Annotated in this window: 20 protein-coding genes; 12 read left to right on the top strand and 8 right to left on the bottom strand. The window is 60.5% G+C overall.

What is annotated here, in order from left to right; translation table 11 throughout:
• Window positions 1–227: 227 nt before the first annotated feature.
• Window positions 228–1,049, bottom strand: a complete 822-nt coding sequence (locus NFH97_RS14520) for a metal ABC transporter permease (RefSeq protein ID WP_349625032.1) — start codon at window positions 1,047–1,049, stop codon at window positions 228–230.
• Window positions 1,049–1,816, bottom strand: a complete 768-nt coding sequence (locus NFH97_RS14515) for a metal ABC transporter ATP-binding protein (protein ID WP_349625031.1) — start codon at window positions 1,814–1,816, stop codon at window positions 1,049–1,051. The genes NFH97_RS14520 and NFH97_RS14515 overlap by 1 nt, the downstream gene beginning before the upstream one ends.
• A 222-nt stretch (window positions 1,817–2,038) precedes the next feature.
• On the opposite strand from NFH97_RS14515, the gene NFH97_RS14510 reads away from it, so the two are divergent.
• From NFH97_RS14510 to NFH97_RS14500, 3 genes are all read left to right on the top strand, one after another.
• The gene (locus tag NFH97_RS14510; RefSeq protein ID WP_502878696.1) at window positions 2,039–2,914 is read left to right on the top strand and encodes a zinc ABC transporter substrate-binding protein; all 876 of its coding nucleotides are present in this window, start codon (window positions 2,039–2,041) and stop codon (window positions 2,912–2,914) included.
• 74 nt (window positions 2,915–2,988) lie between these two features.
• Window positions 2,989–3,663: a metal-binding protein ZinT gene (locus NFH97_RS14505; protein ID WP_349625029.1), complete on the top strand. Its 675-nt coding sequence runs from the start codon at window positions 2,989–2,991 to the stop codon at window positions 3,661–3,663.
• Between the two features lie 243 nt (window positions 3,664–3,906).
• Window positions 3,907–5,079, top strand: coding sequence for an ATP-binding protein (locus NFH97_RS14500; protein ID WP_349625028.1), 1,173 nt, complete (start codon window positions 3,907–3,909; stop codon window positions 5,077–5,079).
• Between the two features lie 513 nt (window positions 5,080–5,592).
• On the opposite strand, the gene NFH97_RS14495 is transcribed toward NFH97_RS14500, so the two are convergent.
• Window positions 5,593–5,796: a cold-shock protein gene (locus tag NFH97_RS14495; RefSeq protein WP_045993826.1), complete on the bottom strand. Its 204-nt coding sequence runs from the start codon at window positions 5,794–5,796 to the stop codon at window positions 5,593–5,595.
• A 621-nt stretch (window positions 5,797–6,417) separates the two neighbouring features.
• Between NFH97_RS14495 and NFH97_RS14490 the strand changes: the two genes are divergently transcribed.
• The 4 genes from NFH97_RS14490 to NFH97_RS14475 all read left to right on the top strand — a co-directional run bounded on the left by NFH97_RS14490 (window position 6,418) and on the right by NFH97_RS14475 (window position 10,331).
• Window positions 6,418–7,233, top strand: coding sequence for a CsgG/HfaB family protein (locus tag NFH97_RS14490; RefSeq protein ID WP_045993825.1), 816 nt, complete (start codon window positions 6,418–6,420; stop codon window positions 7,231–7,233).
• A 29-nt stretch (window positions 7,234–7,262) separates the two neighbouring features.
• Entirely contained in the window at window positions 7,263–7,997 is a 735-nt protein-coding gene (locus NFH97_RS14485; protein WP_045993824.1) for a hypothetical protein, read from the top strand.
• Between the two features lie 152 nt (window positions 7,998–8,149).
• On the top strand, window positions 8,150–8,566 hold the full coding sequence (locus NFH97_RS14480; RefSeq protein WP_045993823.1) for a hypothetical protein: 417 nt from the start codon (window positions 8,150–8,152) through the stop codon (window positions 8,564–8,566).
• 349 nt (window positions 8,567–8,915) lie between these two features.
• Complete coding sequence (locus NFH97_RS14475) at window positions 8,916–10,331, top strand: sigma-54-dependent transcriptional regulator (protein ID WP_349625027.1); 1,416 nt, start codon at window positions 8,916–8,918, stop codon at window positions 10,329–10,331.
• Between the two features lie 174 nt (window positions 10,332–10,505).
• Here NFH97_RS14475 and NFH97_RS14470 read toward each other — a convergent pair whose 3' ends face one another.
• Both NFH97_RS14470 and NFH97_RS14465 read right to left on the bottom strand, forming a co-directional pair.
• Window positions 10,506–12,764, bottom strand: coding sequence for an ATP-binding protein (locus NFH97_RS14470; protein ID WP_349625026.1), 2,259 nt, complete (start codon window positions 12,762–12,764; stop codon window positions 10,506–10,508).
• A 3-nt stretch (window positions 12,765–12,767) separates the two neighbouring features.
• The gene (locus tag NFH97_RS14465) at window positions 12,768–13,283 is read right to left on the bottom strand and encodes a putative pterin-binding protein (RefSeq protein ID WP_045993821.1); all 516 of its coding nucleotides are present in this window, start codon (window positions 13,281–13,283) and stop codon (window positions 12,768–12,770) included.
• A 117-nt stretch (window positions 13,284–13,400) separates the two neighbouring features.
• Between NFH97_RS14465 and NFH97_RS14460 the strand changes: the two genes are divergently transcribed.
• Complete coding sequence (locus tag NFH97_RS14460) at window positions 13,401–14,093, top strand: response regulator transcription factor (protein WP_108133670.1); 693 nt, start codon at window positions 13,401–13,403, stop codon at window positions 14,091–14,093.
• A 192-nt stretch (window positions 14,094–14,285) separates the two neighbouring features.
• Here the strand turns inward: NFH97_RS14460 and NFH97_RS14455 are convergent, their stop codons facing one another.
• Window positions 14,286–15,083 (bottom strand): OBAP family protein, encoded by a 798-nt coding sequence (locus tag NFH97_RS14455; protein WP_260425285.1) that lies wholly within the window; start codon window positions 15,081–15,083, stop codon window positions 14,286–14,288.
• 397 nt (window positions 15,084–15,480) lie between these two features.
• Between NFH97_RS14455 and NFH97_RS14450 the strand changes: the two genes are divergently transcribed.
• Together NFH97_RS14450 and NFH97_RS14445 are read left to right on the top strand one after the other, a co-directional pair.
• Window positions 15,481–16,311, top strand: coding sequence for a CmcJ/NvfI family oxidoreductase (locus tag NFH97_RS14450; protein WP_349625025.1), 831 nt, complete (start codon window positions 15,481–15,483; stop codon window positions 16,309–16,311).
• 192 nt (window positions 16,312–16,503) lie between these two features.
• Window positions 16,504–17,253 carry a 2OG-Fe(II) oxygenase family protein gene (locus tag NFH97_RS14445; RefSeq protein WP_349625024.1) on the top strand — a complete coding sequence of 250 codons (750 nt, stop codon included), beginning with the start codon at window positions 16,504–16,506 and terminating at the stop codon, window positions 17,251–17,253.
• Between the two features lie 138 nt (window positions 17,254–17,391).
• Here NFH97_RS14445 and NFH97_RS14440 read toward each other — a convergent pair whose 3' ends face one another.
• Complete coding sequence (locus NFH97_RS14440) at window positions 17,392–18,306, bottom strand: LysR family transcriptional regulator (protein ID WP_349625023.1); 915 nt, start codon at window positions 18,304–18,306, stop codon at window positions 17,392–17,394.
• 183 nt (window positions 18,307–18,489) lie between these two features.
• Here NFH97_RS14440 and NFH97_RS14435 point away from each other — a divergent pair, with 183 nt between their 5' ends.
• Both NFH97_RS14435 and NFH97_RS14430 read left to right on the top strand, forming a co-directional pair.
• Window positions 18,490–18,948, top strand: coding sequence for a YeeE/YedE family protein (locus NFH97_RS14435; protein WP_349625022.1), 459 nt, complete (start codon window positions 18,490–18,492; stop codon window positions 18,946–18,948).
• Window positions 18,945–19,358 (top strand): DUF6691 family protein, encoded by a 414-nt coding sequence (locus NFH97_RS14430; RefSeq protein ID WP_349625021.1) that lies wholly within the window; start codon window positions 18,945–18,947, stop codon window positions 19,356–19,358. Before NFH97_RS14435 ends, NFH97_RS14430 begins: the two co-directional genes overlap by 4 nt.
• A 251-nt stretch (window positions 19,359–19,609) precedes the next feature.
• Here NFH97_RS14430 and NFH97_RS14425 read toward each other — a convergent pair whose 3' ends face one another.
• Window positions 19,610–19,966 (bottom strand): nucleotide pyrophosphohydrolase, encoded by a 357-nt coding sequence (locus tag NFH97_RS14425; RefSeq protein WP_108133663.1) that lies wholly within the window; start codon window positions 19,964–19,966, stop codon window positions 19,610–19,612.
• Window positions 19,967–20,409 lie beyond the last annotated feature (443 nt).

The following is a 20,409-nucleotide window of genomic DNA, read 5'->3' as shown; positions in this document are numbered from 1 at the left end:
ATAATTCATGTACATGAGTCAGATGTGTGCTGTTTCGCTCACCTCTTTGTGGTGCAGCGCACCATCCCCATGCACCAAGGCGCTCTGCTGACGGATTCGTAAGCTTTCCAGCGCCCTCGCCCCGATTCTAGCCACCTCTCATCGCCCTCGGGACGCGCGACGAGAGCACGGGGGTGGTCGCCCGCCTTCCTCTCTGCGCCCAAAGCAGCAACGCACGGGTCACCCGTTCAGGACGAGACGCTGGAAGACATTCTTGCGAGCCGGCGCCTGCCGATATCCACCAGGCTACACAGGACAAACACCACAGCGGCGAGGCTGACGATGGTCGGACCGGTGGGCGTGTCGAGCCAGTAGGCCGCCTGAAGACCGCCGCTAGTAGACGCGGCACCGATCACCGCTGCCACCAGCACCATGGCTTCCGGGGTACGGCAGAAGGGTCTGGCGGCGGCGGCGGGAATGATCAGCAGTGCAGCGATCAACAGTACCCCCACCACCTTGAGCGCCACCGCCACGACCACCGCCAGGGACAGTGTCAGCACCAGCTGCTCGCGCCCGGGATGGATGCCATTGGCCCGCGCCAGATCCGCGTCCAGGGTCGCCGTCAACAGTGACGACCAGCGCCACCCCACCAGCGCCATGACCAGCAAGGCGCCGCCGGCGATCAACACCAGATCCCCCTTGCCGACCGCCAGAATGTCACCGAACAGATATGCCATCAGGTCGATACGCACCCCGGACACGAAGGACACCGCCACCAGCCCGAAGGCCAGCGCCGAATGAGCCATGACCCCGAGCAAGGTATCCATGGCATAGCCGCGACCACTGAGCAGTGAGACCAGGATCGCCATCAGCAGCGACACCACCAGCACTCCGGCGAAGATCGAGGTCGACAGCAACAGCGACAGTGCCACACCAAGGATGGCGGCGTGCGCGGTGGCATCGCCGAAGTAGGCCATGCGGCGCCACACCACAAAACAGCCCAGGGGGGCGGCGGCCAATGCCACACCGATCCCGGCGAGCGCCGCACGCAGCATGAAGTCATCGAGCATCAGGCCGAGACCCCCAAGGAGCGGGCAGCGCCCACCTGCGCCAAGGCCGGGCTAGCGGCGTCTTTTTCGCGCAGATGTTCGTGGCGGTAGAAGGCGAGCGCGTCAGCGGTATCGGGGCCAAACAGCGCCTGATAGGCCGGGGACGCCAGCACTCGCTCAGGCGTGCCCTGGCAGCAGACGTGGCGATCGAGGCAGATCACCCGATCCGAGGTGCGCATCACCACATGCAGCTCATGGCTGACCATCAGGATCGCGCAGCCCGTTTCGCGCCTCACCCGCTCGATCTGGCGATAGAAATCCGCCGTACCCCGGTGGTCGAGTCCCTGGGTTGCCTCGTCGAGCAGCAACAGGTCGGGCTTCTCGAGCAGGGCTCGCGCCAGCAGAACACGCTGTCGCTGGCCGCCTGACAACGACAGCAACTGTTGCGAACCCAGCTCAGGCACGCCGGCCTGCGCCAGGGCCTGCTGCACGGCTTTGCGGGAACGTCGACGAGGCAGGTTGAGAAAGCGCGTGACCGTCATCGGCAGGGTCGGATCGATGGCCAGTCGCTGCGGTACATAGCCGATGGTAAGCCCGGGCGTTCGCACCAAACGTCCGCCAGCGGGCGTCAGCGCACCGATGATGGTACGCAAAAGCGTCGATTTGCCCGACCCGTTGGGGCCGACCAGCGTCACGATTTCTCCGTATTCGAGCTTGAGGTCTATGCCCTCGAGGATGGTCTGCCCTCCCAGGACGACCCGCAGATCATCGATCGACAATAGCGGCATGAACATTCTCCAGAGCCTTTCTCGATTTCGAAAACAATGTTATATCATAACAAAACATGTCACAATCAGCCGCCCCGAGAACGCCCCAAGAGATCGATGACGATGCACACCTCGCTACGCCCCCTTCTCCTCCCTTGCCTGCTGCTTCCTGCGATGGCTGCCGCAGAGGTCCCCTCGGTGGCCGTGGATATTCCGCCGGTCCACAGCCTAGTGGAGCGCGTGATGGGAGACCTGGGGACGCCGCAACTGGTGATCCAGCCTGGGGCCTCCCCCCACGGCTACGCCATGCGTCCTTCCGAGGCCGAAGCCCTGGCGCAGGCCGACGTGGTGTTCTGGGTCAGCGATGGATTGACGCCCTGGCTTGCCAAGACACGCCAGTCACTGGCGGCGGATGCGCAGCAGGTGGAGTTGATGGAAAGCGCCGGCACACAGCGCCTTACCTATCGACAGGGCGCCACCTTCGAGGCCCACGATCATGATGAGCACGAGGAGCATGAGGGCCGCGGGCACCACGAAGGGCATGACGGGCACGAGCACGAGCAGCATGCCGGCCACGACCATCACGACCATTCAGGCTGGGACCCCCACGGCTGGCTGGACCCGGTCAATGCCCAGGCCTGGCTCGATGCCATCGCCACCTCACTGGCCGAACTCGATCCCGACAACGCCGACATCTATCGACACAACGCAGAGGAAGCCCGCAGCGAGCTCGACGACCTGATCGATGAACTGGAGACCCGCCTCCAGCAGACCCAGGGTACTCGCTTCATCGTCTTCCACGATGCCTACCAGTACTTCGAGCGCCGCTTCGATGTGCCGGCGGCCGGGGCGATCTCCCTGGGGGATGCCTCGGACCCGAGCCCTGCGCGTATCCGAGAGATCCAGCAGCGTGTCGCCGAACTCGGCGTGCAGTGCGTCTTCCGAGAGCCCCAGTTCAACCCGGCGCTGGTGGACAGCGTCTTCGCAGGCACCGGGGTCGAGACGTCGCTGGTCATCGACCCCCTGGGCGTCGACCTGCCGCTTGGTACCGAGCTCTATCCCGCATTGCTGCGCCAACTGGCCGACGGCGTCGCCCGCTGCGCCGCCGAGGCCGAGTGATGAAAGCCCTGTTCTTTCCAAGGCCTCCCCAGGGAGGCCACAACGCCCCACCGATCATCCCAAGGAGCAAGACGATGGACCCGATTCTGACCCGCCGCATGGCCGTCGCCGCAATCAGCGCCCTGACACTGGCGACCGCCCCCCTGGCCCTCGCACAAAGCGATTCCGCGGCCAGCGAAGCGCACGATCACGATCATGAGCATGATCACGCCAAGGACATCTACGCCGGCTATTTCGACGACGACCAGATCAAGGACCGACCGCTGTCCGACTGGGAAGGCGACTGGCAGTCCGTCTACCCCTACCTGCTGGACGGCACCCTCGACGAAGTGTTCGCCCACAAGGCCCAGCAGAGCGATGACAAGAGCGCCGAGGAATACAAGGCGTACTACGAGATCGGTTACGAGACCGACGTCGACCGTATCGTCATCGATGGCTCTACCGTCTCCTTCCACGAAGATGGTCAGGTACTCTCCGGCGAATACGCCTCCGACGGCTACGAGGTGCTGACCTACAAGGCCGGCAACCGCGGCGTTCGCTACATCTTCGAGTACCAGGGTGAAGACGACAGCCTGCCGAACTACATCCAGTTCAGCGACCATGCCATCTACCCGACCGAGGCCGATCACTACCACCTGTACTGGGGTGACGACCGTGCGGCCCTGCTTGAAGAAGTCATCAACTGGCCGACCTACTACCCCTCCGAACTGGACGGCCAGGGTATCGTCGATGAAATGCTGGCCCACTAAGGCCCAGGCATAGGCACAGAGAGACCAAAGCCCCTCGATCGAGGGGCTTTGTTTTATCGGTGAGTCGGTGCACTAGCCGGAATGCACAGCAGTGCGCCGGACGAACCGTTCACCCACCAGAAACGGTTCGCCAGCGCCATCCTGCTGAACTCGCCTATCGTGCTGGCGATGCAGGCCCGCATTATCGCCCTTTACCGCCATGATGCATAATTTTACGCATAGCTGCGTAAAGAGGCGTATTCCATGGTTTCCGCAACTTATGTCTTTCACCGACCAGCCCTCGCACAGTCGATCGTGACAGGCCTGGCTGGCGATGGCCTGATCGACTACAGCGGCGGGCTATTCCTCGCCGCACCACGGCGCACCGGCAAGAGCACCTTCCTGCGGCAGGACCTGATGCCTGCCTGCGAACAGCACGGCTGGGAAGTGGTTTACGTCGACCTCTGGGCAGACCGCCAGATGGATCCAGGCCTGCTGATCGAACGCGCCATCATGGCCAGATTGCAGACCTACGCGCCGCGCATCAAGAAGCTCTGGAGTGCTGCCGGCGTCGATTCCGTCACGCTACACAAGAGGCTGACGTGGGACCTGACAGGTTCCGCTCTGCCGGATGAAGCCACCCTGACGGAAGCCCTGCAGGCACTGCACGAAGCATCGGAACGTCTGGTCGTACTCTTCATCGATGAGGCACAGCATGCACTCAGTAGCGAGCAGGGGATGAACACCATGTTCGCACTCAAGGCCGCTCGCGATGCGCTGACCCTGGGCAGGGCGAAACCAGGCCTGCGTCTGGTGTTCACTGGGAGCAGTCGTGACAAGCTGGCCCAACTGGTGTTGAGCCGCGACCAGCCCTTCTTCGGCAATACCGTCACACCCTTCCCGTTGCTGGGGGATGATTTCGTGGAGGCATTTACCTACCACGTCAATGCAAGACTGGCTCCTGGCAACACCTTCCAGGTCGCAGATGTCGCCAAGACCTTCGAACGTGTGGGTCGCCGTCCTGAACTGCTGTGGGACGTCATCAAGCGCGTTGCCTTGGAGCACGGGCGGGCCGACGACCTCGGAGAGCTGCTGGAGCAAGGTGCACAATCGATCCAGGCAGACTACCAGGCCCTCTTCCAGTCCGACTTTGATCAACTGCCCGAGCTACAGCGCGCCATCCTGCTCGTCCTGGCCCGAACATCGGCGCAACAGCGCCCTTTTACACCCTTCACCAAGGATACGCTCAAGGAGATCCAGGCTCTTGCCAAGCGCAAGACCCAGCCTTCGGCATCCACCATTCAACGGGCGCTCGACTCGCTTCGCGCGAAGGGCCTGGTGTGGCGCTCTGGTCGGGGAGTTTACGCCCTTGAGGACAGCGGCATGGGAGACTGGCTGCGCTATGCTGATGAGGCAAGCCCAGCGAAGCCCCCTTGACGCGTTAAAGCCGTCAGCAAAGTTTGCTATCCACCACTATCGCCTCTTGGGCAGGTTGAGCTACCGGCCTGCCAATCCCGCTGGTCCAGCACGAAGGCCTCCTAGGCTCAGTCCGAAAAGTCGACGAGCGAAGGTTAGACAAGGCAAAAATCGGTGAGAAAGCGCAGTTAACGGGGTGTAAATGAGCATTTTGACCGGGATGGCGAACCAGCCGATTTTTAACGCCGTATTACCGAGCGCAGACACTTTTCAGACAAGCCCTAAGCCGTATCCAGAAACACTCTTACAGGGATGGCAGCCTTGCCCACCCAGTACCCGGGCCGCTAGAAGCAGACGATCTACAAAGACAGATCATCGCCAGAGATTGATCTACGCAAGACAACCCGAGCAGGCTGAGCGCGAAATGAAGCTCAACGCCGGCCACACACGGCCAGACCTAAACTTTTCACACACAAAAACGACAAGACCCGCCGAAGCGGGTCTTGTCATCCATCTCAGTCAGCTAACTAGAAGTTAGATAACCTTGATGTTAGAAGCCTGAAGGCCTTTCTTGCCCTGGGTCACGTCAAAAGAGACCTCTTGACCGTCCTGCAGGGACTTGAAACCTTCAGCCTTGATTTCGGAGAAGTGGGCGAACAGGTCGTCACCACCGTCGGCCGGAGAAATGAAGCCGAAACCTTTAGCGTCGTTGAACCACTTAACTGTGCCAGTTGCCATGATCGATTTCCTTAACGCAGAGCGTTGTCATTACAGTTTGCCGGGTGTCATCCCAGAAATATGGATATAACAAGGGGGATATTGCCAGGCTACCGAATGATTCGATCACTACTGAAATATACGACTTGCTAACCAACGAGAAGCATCGTCTCACGGCTCGCCGCGCCTTGTCAAACCTTTTTATAGCATGGCAACAGAACTTTCGCACGTTGCGCTGCTGGTCCTCGGGACGATCGAAAAAACATCATCAAGATCCGATAAAAAACTGAATTATTAATCACTTACACGAAATCAGCCTGCGTGATCGACATTGGCATCGTCCGGTACGGCCAGGCGATGGCGGCAATCACCCACGCTTTCGTCCTGCTCTCGGCCCAGCACTCCTGTCAATCGCGCGCCGCATGTGTACGACGGTTTCTCCTAATTCAGTCGTGCAAAACGCCAGAGTCTGGCGATTCGCCACGCTTTCCCTCTAGCAAAACGCTTCGGTTGGCCGAACACGGCTACCTCAAATCATCTCCTCGCTGCTATTCACTACCCCAACCTATTGAATAAAAAGACTAATTGGTCTTTCTGGCACGACTTGAGCAATAGCCATGTCAATCACAGGAGGACGCCAGGATGAAGGTCTCGCTGCCCCACAAACTCACCACCGCCTTAGCACTCACTGCAACCCTGGGTGGCTGCGCCTCCATCGGTACCGATCCCGTGGCACCCCGTGAAGGCTCGCGAGTGATGACCAACCACACGCCCTACACCCGCTGCCTGAGCGCACTCAGCCAACAACCCGGTGAAAACCTGCCAGTGGTCAGCGTAGGACAGATCCTCGACCGGACCGGCCAAGTCAGCTACTCGACCATCACCGAGAGCCGCACCTTGACCCAGGGCGTGTCTGAAATGCTGATCAGCGCGCTCTACAAGACGCGCAAGGTACGCCTGGCCGAGCGCCTCGACATTCGCATTCCGCTAGCCGAGCGCCAGCTCAAGGATGCCGGAGCCATGCAACGCGCGCCCGCAGCGCTCAACGTGCAGCCCGTCAACTACGTCATTCTCGGCGCACTCACCGAGCTCAACTACAACATCCTGACCCAGGGGGCACGCCTTTATGTAGGACTGATAGGCGCAAGCAACCGAGAAGCGGTCATCAACGTAGGCCTGGATCTCCGAGTGGTGGACGCCACTACCTTTCAGACCGTCTACGTCACCAGTTTGCAAAAGCAGATTGTCGGCAACCAGGTGGAAGCGGGCGTCTATCGCTTCTTCGACAATCAGCTCGTGGAATTCGATGCCGGGACGGTGAGGAACGAACCTCTCCAGCTCGGTGTTCGATCCGTCGTGGAAATGGCTGCATACCAGATCCTGACGGAAGGGCTCGGCCTGCCGATCAACGACACCCAAGCGTGTCAGGTGGCAGACGGGCATTACCCTGCGGCTTGAAAACATCCGAAAAAACAAGGAACGCCGTCATGAAAACTCAGCAAAAAACCGCACTGTCCGCTGCTATCGCCCTCACTGGTCTGATGTCAGCCTCCTCGGCCTTGGCCTTCGACTCGGTGACCTGGGTGTGGGATGCCACGGTCAACAGCACGGTCGACACTTCGGCGCTGTCTGAAGTCAATGTCGCCCCCGAAGGCCTGAACATGACCGAAAATGACCAGACCGCCCTGGGCACCATCAGCGCCACTAGCCTGGTCACCGCCGTCGACAACACCATCATACCGCTGCTCGATGGAAACGCCTTTGAAGACCTGGCGGCGGTAGAAAGCATCGCGACCGCAGTGGGTAACAACGCCGCGATCGAGTCCGATGTGTCGACCCAAACCGACAACTCTCAGGTGTACGCGGGGCTCGACGCCTCAGTCGGCACGCCGCTGACCGGTGAACTGGTGGATGCCACGCTGCCTGGTGCCGTCACCGCGACCGCCTCGGCACTCGCCATCCTCAACGCCACAGTAGACGTTGACGCAACGGCCGTAGGCAACAACATGACCGTCGACCTGACCACCCTGTCTGACAACGACGCCTTCGCCATCACCAACAACGAACAGCTCTCTGTGGCACTGGTCACCAGCACTGCCACTGCCGACGGTGTGCTGTTCAACGGCATCAACGGTATGGGAGGAGGCGATACCGCCGCCGTATCCTCCACCGCCACCGCCGTGGGCAACAACCTGTCGGTCAAGGTGGATGGCAACTTCTGATTCCTCATCTCAACCCTGGCTCGGGCATCCGTGGCCTCCACGGATGCCCTGGGAGTTCTCTCATGACACGCACAGTTAACCGACATGTTTCCGACATTGACTGCCTCCCCCTCGACTCTGGTGCCCTTCCCTCTCGGCGATGGGCCAGCTGGATGGCCGCAGCCCTTGGCGCAGCGCTTCTATCTGCCGGTGGCCCCGCTGAGGCGAGAGATCGAGATCCGCTCGTCGGCCCCTACCCCTACGACTTCCCCGCGCGAGCCAGCATCCAGGGTTCCCTCATCCTGCAGGAGGCACGGCGTCGCAATAACGGTAGTGGAGGTTCAGGATCTGGCGGCAGCGGCAGCATTAATGCCGGTGCCATCGTCAACAACAATTCCACGTCGATCGCCGTGGGCAACTGGCAACAGATCGAAATGACTCTGGGCGATGGGGCAGAGGGTCTGATCATGACCGAAAACCATCAGACTAATGAAGCCGAGGCCAACGCCCTGTCAAAGATCAATACCACGCTGAACCTGGATGCCGAGAGCTCAGAGGACGTGCTTTCCAACGAACAAACAGCGAAGTAGCAATAACTTGCCCTAGCAATAATGAGAAATTCAGTACTCAAAGTGGAATAACTACGAATGGAGTACCAGCCAAATCCCAGACAATGTCAAACACTGTTAAAGCAACCTTTAAAACAAGGAAAGCTGCTTCGAGTCTGGCTAGGGTGGCAATTGACTCTTGTACGAATCAGAAAGGCTGCGGCAACCGGTACACCCGTTCATACCGAAGCCATCGGTGTCATCAAACCCGATCGCCAAGCGCTGATCGGACGGCGCACTGAAAGATGGCGACGCACGCATCCAAAGAGCACCTCGAGTGACAACTCGTACAAGCTCTGAAACCGGCTTAGAGCTAGCCAAGGGTATTGCCATGACGTCTTACAATGCGCAGGAGCATCACCTTACTTCAACCACATGTTTCCCCAAGCCTGGAGTGCTGATCATCGTAGTCGAGGATGACACCGATACCGCTCACCTCTATCAGACCATCCTGGCCACGCGTTACCACTACGTGGCCGTCTGCCACAGCGGTAGTGAAGCCGTCGCCAGGCTGGTCAGCCACCAAGGCCCTGCCGTAGTGGTACTGGACTACCACCTTCCCGACATGACCGGTATCGAAGTCATGGCCACCTGTCGTGACCTTGAACACCCAGTCGCCTGCATGATGGTGTCCGCCGACCGCCTGAACGACCAGGAGGCCGGATGCGGCGAGGCGATACGTCTGACCAAGCCGCTCGGCTGTCAGACGCTGCTGCAGTGGACCGCAAAGCTCGTGCACAAGGTACAGACTGCAGTTCACGGCGAAGGCCCCGGCGACCATGCCCCCGAAAATCTGCTGATCGGTCAGAGCGCCGCCATGCAACACCTCCGCACGCTCATCCCACGCTTGGCGCAGTCGCGTTCTCCCTTGTGGCTACACGGAGAAAGCGGGACCGGAAAGGAACTCGCAGCGCGCAGTGTGCACTACTGCAGCCCAAGATCCTCCGGTCCGTTTGTGGCCGTTAACTGCGCAGCATTTCCCGAGGCACTGATCGAATCCATGCTCTTTGGTCACGTCAAAGGAGCCTTCAGTGGGGCCACGCGGGATCACAAGGGTTTCTTCGAAGCGGCCGACCAGGGCACCCTGTTTCTCGACGAAGTCGGCGATATGCCACTTCCCTTCCAGGCCAAGCTGTTGCGCGCACTTCAGACCGGCACCATCACTCCCGTGGGAAGCACGCGAGACGTTCGTGTCGATTGCCGGGTGATCACCGCCTGCCACCGAGACTTGGCGCAGTCCGTGCGAGAGGGGGCGTTTCGGGAGGATCTCTATTACCGTCTCAACGTTCTGAGTCTTGCCTTGCCACCCCTGCGCGAGCGACAAGGGGACGCCTTGATGCTGGCAGATCACCTGCTGGAGTCGCTGGCCAGAGAAGAACGTATCGCAGTCTGCCCCCTGGATGAGGAGGCCAGAAACTGGATCCAGCAGCACGACTGGCCCGGCAATGTCCGAGAACTGGAAAATCGTCTGAGGCGCGCCTTGCTGCTATGCGACGGAAAAGCGATAACGGTCAACAACCTGATGCTGAACGATGACGAGCGCCTTCCGTCCGCACTCCCGCCCTCGCAAGCGCCGTCTGGCGTCGGTATACACTTCAGCCCAGGTCGCATGACCTTGCGCCAGATAGAAGACGCGGCCATCGAAGCGACTCTGGAAGCCTGCGACGGCTGTATAGAACGCGCCGCCCGGCAACTCGGAGTGGCGGCGTCCACCTTGCACCGACGGCGCAGGCGCCAGGCCGCCTGAGGCATGTCGAGACCAGCGGCCCGGACACCAGCAAACTCACACACTGTCCTCAGACAAACCTGGGGCGGGCGCCGGTCCCCGCCTCCTCGGTACCTGACATGGGACACTCGAACGCCAAGGTCCATCGCCGATGACACTGCGACAAGACCTTATGCATCGGTGCCGCTAGGCCGCTCAGGACAGATCGACACCCCCGCCACGCCATTGGCAAACCGCGTCACTACCCCCGCGCTCGATACGGGCAATTTGCTCGCGACAGTGCGACATTTTTGCCTTCGGCGCCAACTGCTCCAGGCGCGCCGCTTCCGCGGCAAGCTGCCGACACCCCAACGAGGCCGCCGCGCCCTTGAGCGAGTGCGCCTCGCGTTTGATCCGCTCACGGTCACTGCCATCGACAGCCTCGCGCAACGCTTCGACCCGACCATCGAGTCGAGAGAAAAACGCTGCGAGCAGCGACTTCAACGTCTCATGCTCCAGGCTCTGCTTGAGTTCGATCACGGTGTCAGCATCCAGGCCGCCCCTCCCGACGCAGCTGTGATCCTGCACGGGCCTGGCGGCGTCAACATCGGCAACCTGCTCGGGCGCGTAGTCAAAAGGCACGACATGCAAAGCAGCCTGACGGCGCCTGGGTGGGTAAGCGCGAAGGACATCGGCCAGCTCCAGCCGCGTGAAAGGCTTGCTCAGAATGTCGTCCATTCCCGCATCACGACATGCCTGCCGATGCTCCGGCATGACATTGGCCGTCATGGCCACAATAGGCAGGTGGCCCTCGCCCTCTTCGGCACGAAAGCGCCGAGTCGTCTCCACGCCATCCATGCAGGGCATCTGCATATCCATCAGCACCAGGTCATAGTCCTTGCACTTCATCGCAGCCAGCCCCTGCTCTCCGTCTTCGACAAGGTCGAAGGTCTGACCGAGGCGCTTGAGCAAAGCGGCCACCAGATCCCGGTTGACAGGGTTGTCTTCCACCACCAGCAGATGTCGTGAGGCCAGTGCTTCAGACGGATCGTCGAGCAGACGCTCGCTGACACCCTCGGCGGCGCTCAGTGGAAGACAAAAGCGAAAGACGCTGCCCAGGCCCGGCATGCTGTTCAATTCAAGGTTTCCCCCCATGGCTTCTATCAGCCGGTAGCAAATCGCCAGGCCAAGACCGGTCCCCTCGTGACGGCGCGACAGAGATGTATCCACTTGCGTGAATGGCTCGAAAAGCGCGGCCTGGGCCTGTTTGTCGATGCCGACTCCAGTATCACGCACCTCGAAGATGATCGACGCAGGCTTTCGCGATTGGACAGCGAGCGTAATGCTGCCGGCCTGGGTGAACTTGAAGGCGTTGTCCATCAGGTTCATCAGCACTTGTCGTAGGCGGGTCGCATCACCGATCACCACCGCAGGCAAGTCATCACCTAACTGCACGATAAACGACACGTCTCTGGTCTGACGTGATCGATATCCTTCGGCAAGCCTCGCGACCATCCGCGTCAAGGGAAATGGAGAATGGTCAAGATCAAGACGTCCGGCCTCGATCTTCGAGTAGTCCAGTACGTCATTGATGACCGCGCGCAGCGAGGCGGTGCTTTCCCTCAGGGTCGCAAAGTGCTGCTCACGCTTTTCCTGGCAGGGCTCATCCTCGAGCACATCGAGCATGCCCACCACACCATTGAGCGGGGTGCGGACCTCGTGACTCATGATCGCCATGAATTCCGACTTGGCCTGACTCGCCGCTTCTGCCTGCTGCACAGCACGCTGAAGTTCCTGAGACTGCTGCTGCAGACGCTCACCGTGGCGAGCACGAGAGCGCGCCTCGCGCCACAGCGCCATGACAAGATAAGTTCCTGCCAGCATGATCAATATCATCAGCACGAACAGCAGGACGTACACCCGCAGCATGCCCTGCCGGGTCTGTTCACGAACGCTCGCGAGCGCCTTGTTATGGTCGAGCAGCAACCGTTCCGCATCGTCACGCATGGCGCTGATCAGCTGTGACAATTGCCGGCGCTGAGCAGGCAGCGGTGCCAGCGCTTCCTGATAGAGTGGCTGCAGCAGTACATCAATATCTTCAAGGCGGGCATCGAGGTGCCACAATGCTTCGAGGAGCTCAGGTTGTGAAGCCAGATATTCTCGATATTGTCCTTGCTGCAGCAGCTTTATCCGGCCGTAGAGAATGTCGAAACGCTCCATCAGCCGGGTCCAGGAAGAAAGCTCGCCACGAGTACCTGATACGCCGTGCGTAAGCTGGCTGTCCACCTGCTCCAGCGCCACTTCGACTTCACGTGATTGACGATCCAGTTGATAGATCGCCCAGGTGACGTTCTCCAGCCCTTCATGTCGCAGTCGATCGTGACGCTGGAAAGCGGTCACACCAATGACAAGACAGGCCGCGAACAGCAAAAGTGCCGCTGCCGCGGATAACTTGAGACCGCGCGCCTCCTTCATCGACTAGTTGTCGTATACATCAATGGCGGCTACCTGCCAGACGGAGCGGGTGAGATAGGTCTCGGTCAGTAGATCGGGATTGTCATCGAACGGGTAGACGATAAAGAGAGGCCCTTGTTCGCGAATGCTCATCGGCTCACCATCCTTGTGGGTCGCCAGCACGACCCCATGTTCAGCAAAGTCAGAGGCCGGCACATCGGCGGCGTAATCGTTCAGCGCGGTGACGCGCAGATCACTCCCTTGTGCTCCCACCTCCGCCAGCAAGGCGACGCCCAGCGGTCCACTGAAGGACACCTTCCCCTCATGCCAGGGAGTCTGTGTCACGATCTCGCCCTGCTCGAGGCTCGCCAACATGGCCATGTCGAAATGTGCCTCGTCACCGACATTGGTCTGGGTGATGTCACCGCTCACCACCAGTACCGTCTTGCCGGCAGGCGACTCCAGCGCCATTGCCTGATTCGCAACAAGCCCAACCGCCAGGACCAGCAGGACAGGAGTCTTGCACCACAAGGTCTTCATCGACGCATCTCCAAACGTTTGAGCACTTACCTATTCGGTATATGCTAATTTTGGATGTAGGTTTGTGAAACTTTGTCAAACCTGCTCCTGCGAGGCACCAAGACAGGAAACTTCGGTATGCGCATCGCTATCCTCGAAGACGACCCCGACCAGCAGGCTTTGATCGCCGCGGCGCTAGGCGACGGCACAGCCACGCTGACCCCCTTCACCACGGCCCACGACCTGTTTCGGGCAATGCAGAACACAAGTTTCGAGCTACTGGTGCTCGACTGGCGTTTACCGGAGGTCGATGGGTTCGAAGTGCTTGAGACCTTGCGCAATGCGTATCAGTGGCCAGGCGCGGTGCTGTTCATTACTGCCGACGACGCCGAAGACAACGTCGTCCGAGCCCTCGGGGCAGGGGCCGATGACTTTCTGCACAAGCCGCTGCGGGTCCCCGAGCTCAGGGCTCGGATCGAAGCCCTGGGTCGCCGGCTAGGTCACGTAGACAGCGTTGGAACGACGCTGTTCGAATGCGGCCCCCTCCAGCTCGACCTGACGGCAGGGATCATCCGCCTGCATGGCGATATCGTCGAGCTCACCGATCGGGAATATCGGCTGGCTGCCCTGTTTCTCCAGAATCCCGGTCAGCTCTTCACGCGCGCCTATCTGCTTGAGCGAATCTGGAGCGTCAGTGGTGACCTCAATACCCGTACCGTCGACACCCACATCAGCGGCCTTCGGCGCAAGCTGAAGCTGGATGGGCAACAGAACCACCGACTCAAGAGCGTCTATCAACAAGGTTATCGTCTTGAACTGAGCCAGCACTAAACCTCTGCCACGCGACGCCCCCTCCTCCGAGCCCCGCCAAGGCAACAACACGACGCGACAACCAACTGTGGGCCATCTGTCGCGTTTGTAGCGCGGCATGCGTCAACCCGGTAGTTAAACCGACATCAAGGGGATGGTCAGCGCCACGCGAAACATCAGCGCAGCCGACCGGTAAAGCTGTGAACGTCAACATCACTCGCTGGTCTTGGCTTCCACACCAGGGATGGGCTGGGTTGACCTGGGAAACTCTCCTTTCAACACATCAACACCCGACTGGGGATTGGCCAGCGGCACCAGATCTTGCCTGGCCTGACGCCGCTCCTCTGTGTCGATCCCCATACGTTGGTCTCGATCTTCGACCAGGCCCGGCTGCGGCTCTCCGGTACGATTAAAGGACCAAGCCAGCTCGGGCTTACCCAGCGGCAACGCCTGGTCTTGTTCATCGCTGTGTGAACTGCTCCATGTGTGCCACGTCTTGCCATAGCTGTTCATCTTGGATTGCATCAGCTCATGATCAGCGGTTTCAGGCAGGTTGGGCGCGACCAATTGGCCAGACAGAATCTCCCCGTTATGGGGATGCCAATATTGCTTCTCTTCTTCAGGCAGGGTCTCAAAAACGCTTTCGGATATGATGTATTCCACCCCGGTGAGGTGGGCATCCGCAGTATTTCCATCGTAAAGCGCACACTGCATGAAGTCTTCATTGATCTGCTGGCAGAAATGATGCGCTTCGAATTGATGGCTTGGCTCATCCTTCATGGGATGGAAACCGACAAGATAGATATTGAGCTGATCCGTCGGTGCGTCGGTCTGCAATGCACTGGCTCCTGCTTCCAGCACATTGGTCTTGGTGCTTTCTGGCTGTCCGGGCACGTCGGCTGCAGGGCCCGTCTCGGCCATCCCTGTACAGCCGTTTAGAACGACGACACACAGAGCCGCTGACGCACCGCGATAAAACACTGGAGTTACAGACACACGCTTATCTTTCATGACCATTCCCTTGGCACGATGAATATCACGCTCACCCATCGCATAAACTGACAGATGCGCCTGGGAGACGTCGTTGCAATAGCAACTTGACTATACAAGCCGGCCCTTATCTACATCAACACGTCGAATGCCAACTTTCTATGACGTCAGCCTTGCTCTTGGCGGCTCTCCCAGCCTTTGTTTATCAGTTACTTAGCGGTTTATTAGGATGGGAATAAGGACGGAGACGGAAACAACATGCGGAAGCCACGGACGCTTGGCAGCCGTTGATTATTGCCATTCGTGCAATAACAAATTGCAGACAGGCGCCTTTTTTGTGTCTGCGCCAATGCACTAAGCTCGCGAACCAGCCTCTTGGACTCGCCACAGCACAGGCGGCCGGCCCAAGTGCATGCCAGTGCTCATCCTCTGGCAACTCATCGTGAAGGAGGTCTCGATCATGTCAGCGCCCATCCTTACCCGCTTGGCGTTCGTCAATTATCAGCTCGATCGCCCGGAAGGTCTGCAGATCAAGGTGGACCCGGACGGCGAGACCGGTCGGCGTATTGAGCCGAAACATGATCGCCAAAGCGTCAGCTTGCAGGATCTGCGCGCCACTCCGCCAAGCTTCGCGTCCCATGGCCTGCTGTTTCTCGATACGCCCGAGCTTGCCGTGGATGTACGCGACGCCAAGGCGCGCGACCGCCTGCACACGCCAGCCATCGAGGCGTTGCTCAAGCAGCAGCTCGGTGTCAGTGAGGTGCTTGTGTTCGACCACACCTTGCGTGGCTTCGAAGGTGAACGCGTGCCGGCGCAGCATGTGCATGTCGACTACTCGCCACGCTCTGGCCCGCAGCGCGTGCGCGATCTGCTGCCGCCCGAGCAGGCCGAGCAGTGGCTGAGCGGCCACTACGGCATCGTCAATGTCTGGCAGCCCGTCGAGCAGGCCGTCGCGCGTGACCCGCTGGCATTCGCCGATACCCAAAGCGTGCACCACGAGGACTGGGTCAACATCGACATCCTCTATCCGGATCGCTGCGGCCAGATCCAGGGCCTCGTCCACAACCCGGATCACCGCTGGTACTTCGTCTCACACATGCGCCCCGACGAAGCCATCGTCTTCAATGCCTTCGACAGCGCCGGCAAGCCACCGGTAGCGCATACCGCGGCCGAGCTGCTCGACACGCCCGAAGATGCGCCGACACGCACCAGCCTGGAGACGCGGGTATTGGTCCGCTATCCCGACTGAGGTGCATCGGCCGTTGGTGGCGGCTGAGTTCCACGGTCAACATGGCGGATACCGGGCCCATCCAGGTAGCTGACTATTTCTCCTCGGTACCGACACTCACCGCCAGTTGACGGTCATCCAGGCCTTCCTCCCGGCAGGCATCGCTGTCCCCACGTTTTCGTCTCACATTCTTCGTCATTCAGGAGCTTTGCCATGAGCTTGTCATTCCATGTCGTCAGCCACGAACGCGGCTTCTCCCCCATGCCCCTGCCCATCTGGACGGACAACGGCGACGTGTCTGACCTCTTCGAAGCCGACGCGACGCCAGAGGTTGTCCGTCAGGAGGTCGAGGGTGTCCCCGGCGCCTTCCAGCTGCTCAATGTGCTGACACCTGCCGAGGCCGACAACTTCGTTGCCGTTGTGGAGGACATGGGCTTCGAGGAAGATGCGCCCGTCTCCCTGCCGCGCTCGGTACGCCACAATCACAACGTCAACTGGGTCGTCAGTGAAGCGGTCGATCAGGTCATCTGGCAGCGCTCGGCGCCGCGGGTCACCGAGCAGATCCAGGGCGAGGGAGCCAAAGGCATCAATGCGCGCTTTCGTGTCTATCGCTACGAGGCCGACGACTTCTTCAAGCCGCACACCGATGGCGCCTGGCCGGGCAGTCGCGTCATCAATGGCGAGGTCGTCCAGGACGCCTATCCGGGCCTGATGAGCCAGTACACCTTCCTCATCTTCTTAAGCGATGGCTACACTGGCGGGCGCACCGAGTTTCTGGTCAGCCGCCGTGATCCCGACAAGCCGGCTCAGTCGCGGGACGATATCCAGACGGTCTCGGTCTCCACGCCCAAGGGTGGCGTACTGTGCTTCCCGCATGGCTCGCATCCGCAGCACTGCGTGCACGCCAGCGAGCCGATCCGCGACGGAGCCAAGTACATCATCCGCAGCGATATCCTCTACTGAAGGCTGTCAGATGAGCACCATCTGATAAACACCGCCTGATGAGTATCGTCCCAGCAGTCGCGACGTGCGCACAGGGCCCGATCTCCCTTTAGATCGGGCCCTTCGTGTATCTGGACGACGGACAGCGCTCACGGCTGGCTAGTGACAGGACAGCCGCTCGCGGCGGGCCAGCAAGAAGTCGATCCAGGCGCGCACGCGCGGATTATGCTGATTCTCGCGCGCGTAGACGACATGGATACCGGTGTCGAAATCCGATGAGGTGACCTGATAGTCCTCCAGCACCGGCATCAGGCGGCCGCTTGCCAGCTCTTCCCGTATGGCCCAGAGCGGCTGTACCACGACGCCGGCGGCGCCCAGCGCAGCCAGGGTGAGAATGTCGGCATTGTTGGTGCGCAACGCGCGGGCCCGCACCGAGATACGATGCTCCCGATCCCCTTGCACCAGTCGCCAGTGATGATTGGCGGTGGTATAGCTGAAGGTCAGCAGACGGTGCTGCTCCAGGTCTTCCGGCCGATGGATCGGGGGCTGGGCCGCGAGGTAAGACGGCGCGGCGGCCAGCACGAAGCACTGATCACTGATGTGCCGCGCGATCAGGCTCGAATCTTCCAGGTGACCGATGCGCAGGGCCACGTCGAAGTGGTCCTCGATCAGATCCACACACTGGTCGCTGCTGACGATATCCAGCGCCACCTCGGGATAGCGCTGCATGAACTCGCTCAGCAGCGGCGCCAGATAGAGGCGTGAATAGCGCCAGGGCACCGAGATACGCAGCGGCCCCGCGACTCGCTCACTCAGCGTCTCGAGCTCATCTTCCAGTTGTTCCACCTCGGCCAGAATGGCGCGAAAGCGGATCAGGGCACGCTCTCCAGCGGGCGACAGCCGCACATGGCGAGTGGTGCGCACCAACAGCGGCTCGCCCAGCTGGCGCTCCAGATGATTGACATGACGCGTCGCCGTGGAACTGGCGATATCCAGCTCCCGCGCCGCCACATTGAAGCTCTGATGCTCCGCCACCTTGAGAAAGGTGCGCAGGCGTTGAGTCAGTTCGTTCATGGTGCTCCTGCGAATCCTCGGCGCCCCTGTCGCATGCCCCACAGGTCAACCGGCTGGCCAATCACCTGACCAGTAGACTCGGCAGTCGGTGGACGAAGTCGCCTGGCGATGACGGTTGGCGATGGTCGGGCTCGAGCATATCATCGTCGCAACGCTGGATGGCCGAAAGGGAGGACGAATGACATGGACATCATGAGCAGCATGAAAGGACTCGCCGGCGGCGTCCTGATCGGCCTCTCGGCAGTGATGCTGATGGCCTTTCTGGGACGTATCGCGGGTATCAGTGGCATCACGCGGGGAGCGCTTCTGGAATCAGGCCCGGACCACCGCTGGCGCATTGCCTTCGTGCTCGGGTTGATCAGCGGCCCGCTGCTCCTTGTGCTGTTCAATCTTGACTGGGGCAATGTGGCCGAGCGCTCAGATGCGCTGATCGGCGATCCCACCAGCGGGGGCCTGAGCATGATGTTCGCAGGCCTGCTGGTAGGCGTGGGAACAGGCATCGGGGGCGGCTGTACCAGTGGCCACGGCGTCTGCGGTATCGCTCGTCTTTCACCCCGCTCGCTGGTGGCCACTGCGGTGTTCGTGGCCGTCGCCATGCTGACGGTCTTCGTGAGCCTACACCTGCTGGGAGAGTCACCATGAAAGCGATCATCGGCTTCATCACCGGCCTGGTCTTCAGCCTCGGGCTGACACTCAGCGGCATGACCGATCCCGCGCGAGTCGTCGGCTTTCTCGACGTGGCCGGTGACTGGGACCCCACCCTGATCTTCGTGCTTGGCGGTGCCGTCATCACCACCTTCATCGGTTATCGCCTCGTCTGGCGGCGTGGCACTCCCCTGCTGGGCGAGCGCTTCCAACTGCCCACGCGTCGCGATATCGATGGCCGCCTGCTGCTCGGCGCGGCCCTGTTCGGTATTGGCTGGGGCCTGAGCGGTTACTGCCCCGGGCCTGCCATCGTCTCCAGCAGCGCCATGAGTCTGCCATTGGCGGGTTTTCTGCTGACGATGCTACTGGGCTGGTGGCTGGCCACACGCCTGACTCGCCGTCACTGACCCGAGTGCCACGCTTCGCCCAGCAAACGCCGGCCATCCGGCGGGCGTCACAACGGTGTCACACGGGATCTTGTGCGGCAGCTGGTTTATTTATCACTCTGAAATCGGAATAAAAGACCGCTTTTAGCAGATAATTTAAACCTAAGCCGAGTCTCTGGCACTGCTTGAGGCCAAAATCAGTCGGAGGAAGCTTGAGAGACGAGGCCAGGCTGAGAAGTCCGCTGCAGAGAACGAAACGGCCACACAGCACGTCAATCCTGATAGTGCGTGTACTTTTTCGCACTCCCCTTTACCTTATCTGCGGGATATTTCTCAGCATTCTTCTCCATCTTTGCCCGGCACGCCGCTTCGATATCCACGTCCAGCTTGCCTGCCAGCCGGAGCAGATAGAGCTGAACATCGGCGATTTCATCGCGCACGGCGGCCAGTTGCTGCTCATCCAGCTCCCTGGACTGCGCCTCGGTCAGCCATTGAAAGCACTCCTGCAGTTCAGCGGCCTCCACCGTCAGCGCCATGGCCAGGTTCTTGGGCGAGTGGAACTGATCCCAGTCGCGCTCGGTGGCGAACTGGTCCATAGCGTCACGAAGCTGCTTGAACGGGTCTGACATCTGGGGGCCACCTGGTTCTGCGGTATCGGATAGCGCTGAGCATGCCTGCTCTGCCGCTCGCTATCCAGCCAGCACCAACAAAGGCGACCATCCGGCTGGCGACTAGCTCACAGCACGAAGAGGAATTTTCCGATGCCAGTCAGGTCCCCGACCTTCTCGCTCTGATACAGCTTGATCGTGAAGCTGCCGCCGTGGTCCGGGCCCTCAATGGCGCGATGCTGCACCACAACGATCTTGCCTTGCCGTGTGTCACCAGGATTGGCGCGGACCAGGCGCCGTTGGGGATGCGCCCTCACCGCACAAACGATGGTCTATCTACCATTGAGCAAAAACAGCGTGATATCCAGAGCCTGACGTGTGTCTCGAATAGTCGGTGCGATTCAGTACCGGTGGTGTACCTGTTCAGGGAAGATGCGAGTGGATGCATGGCATACTTCCCGTGC

It is taken from the genome of Halomonas sp. SCS19, from assembly GCF_040147015.1.
Lineage (GTDB): Bacteria > Pseudomonadota > Gammaproteobacteria > Pseudomonadales > Halomonadaceae > Halomonas > Halomonas litopenaei.
The sequence above is the reverse complement of the archived record's forward strand: the minus strand, read 5'-3'. Positions and strand labels throughout refer to the sequence as shown.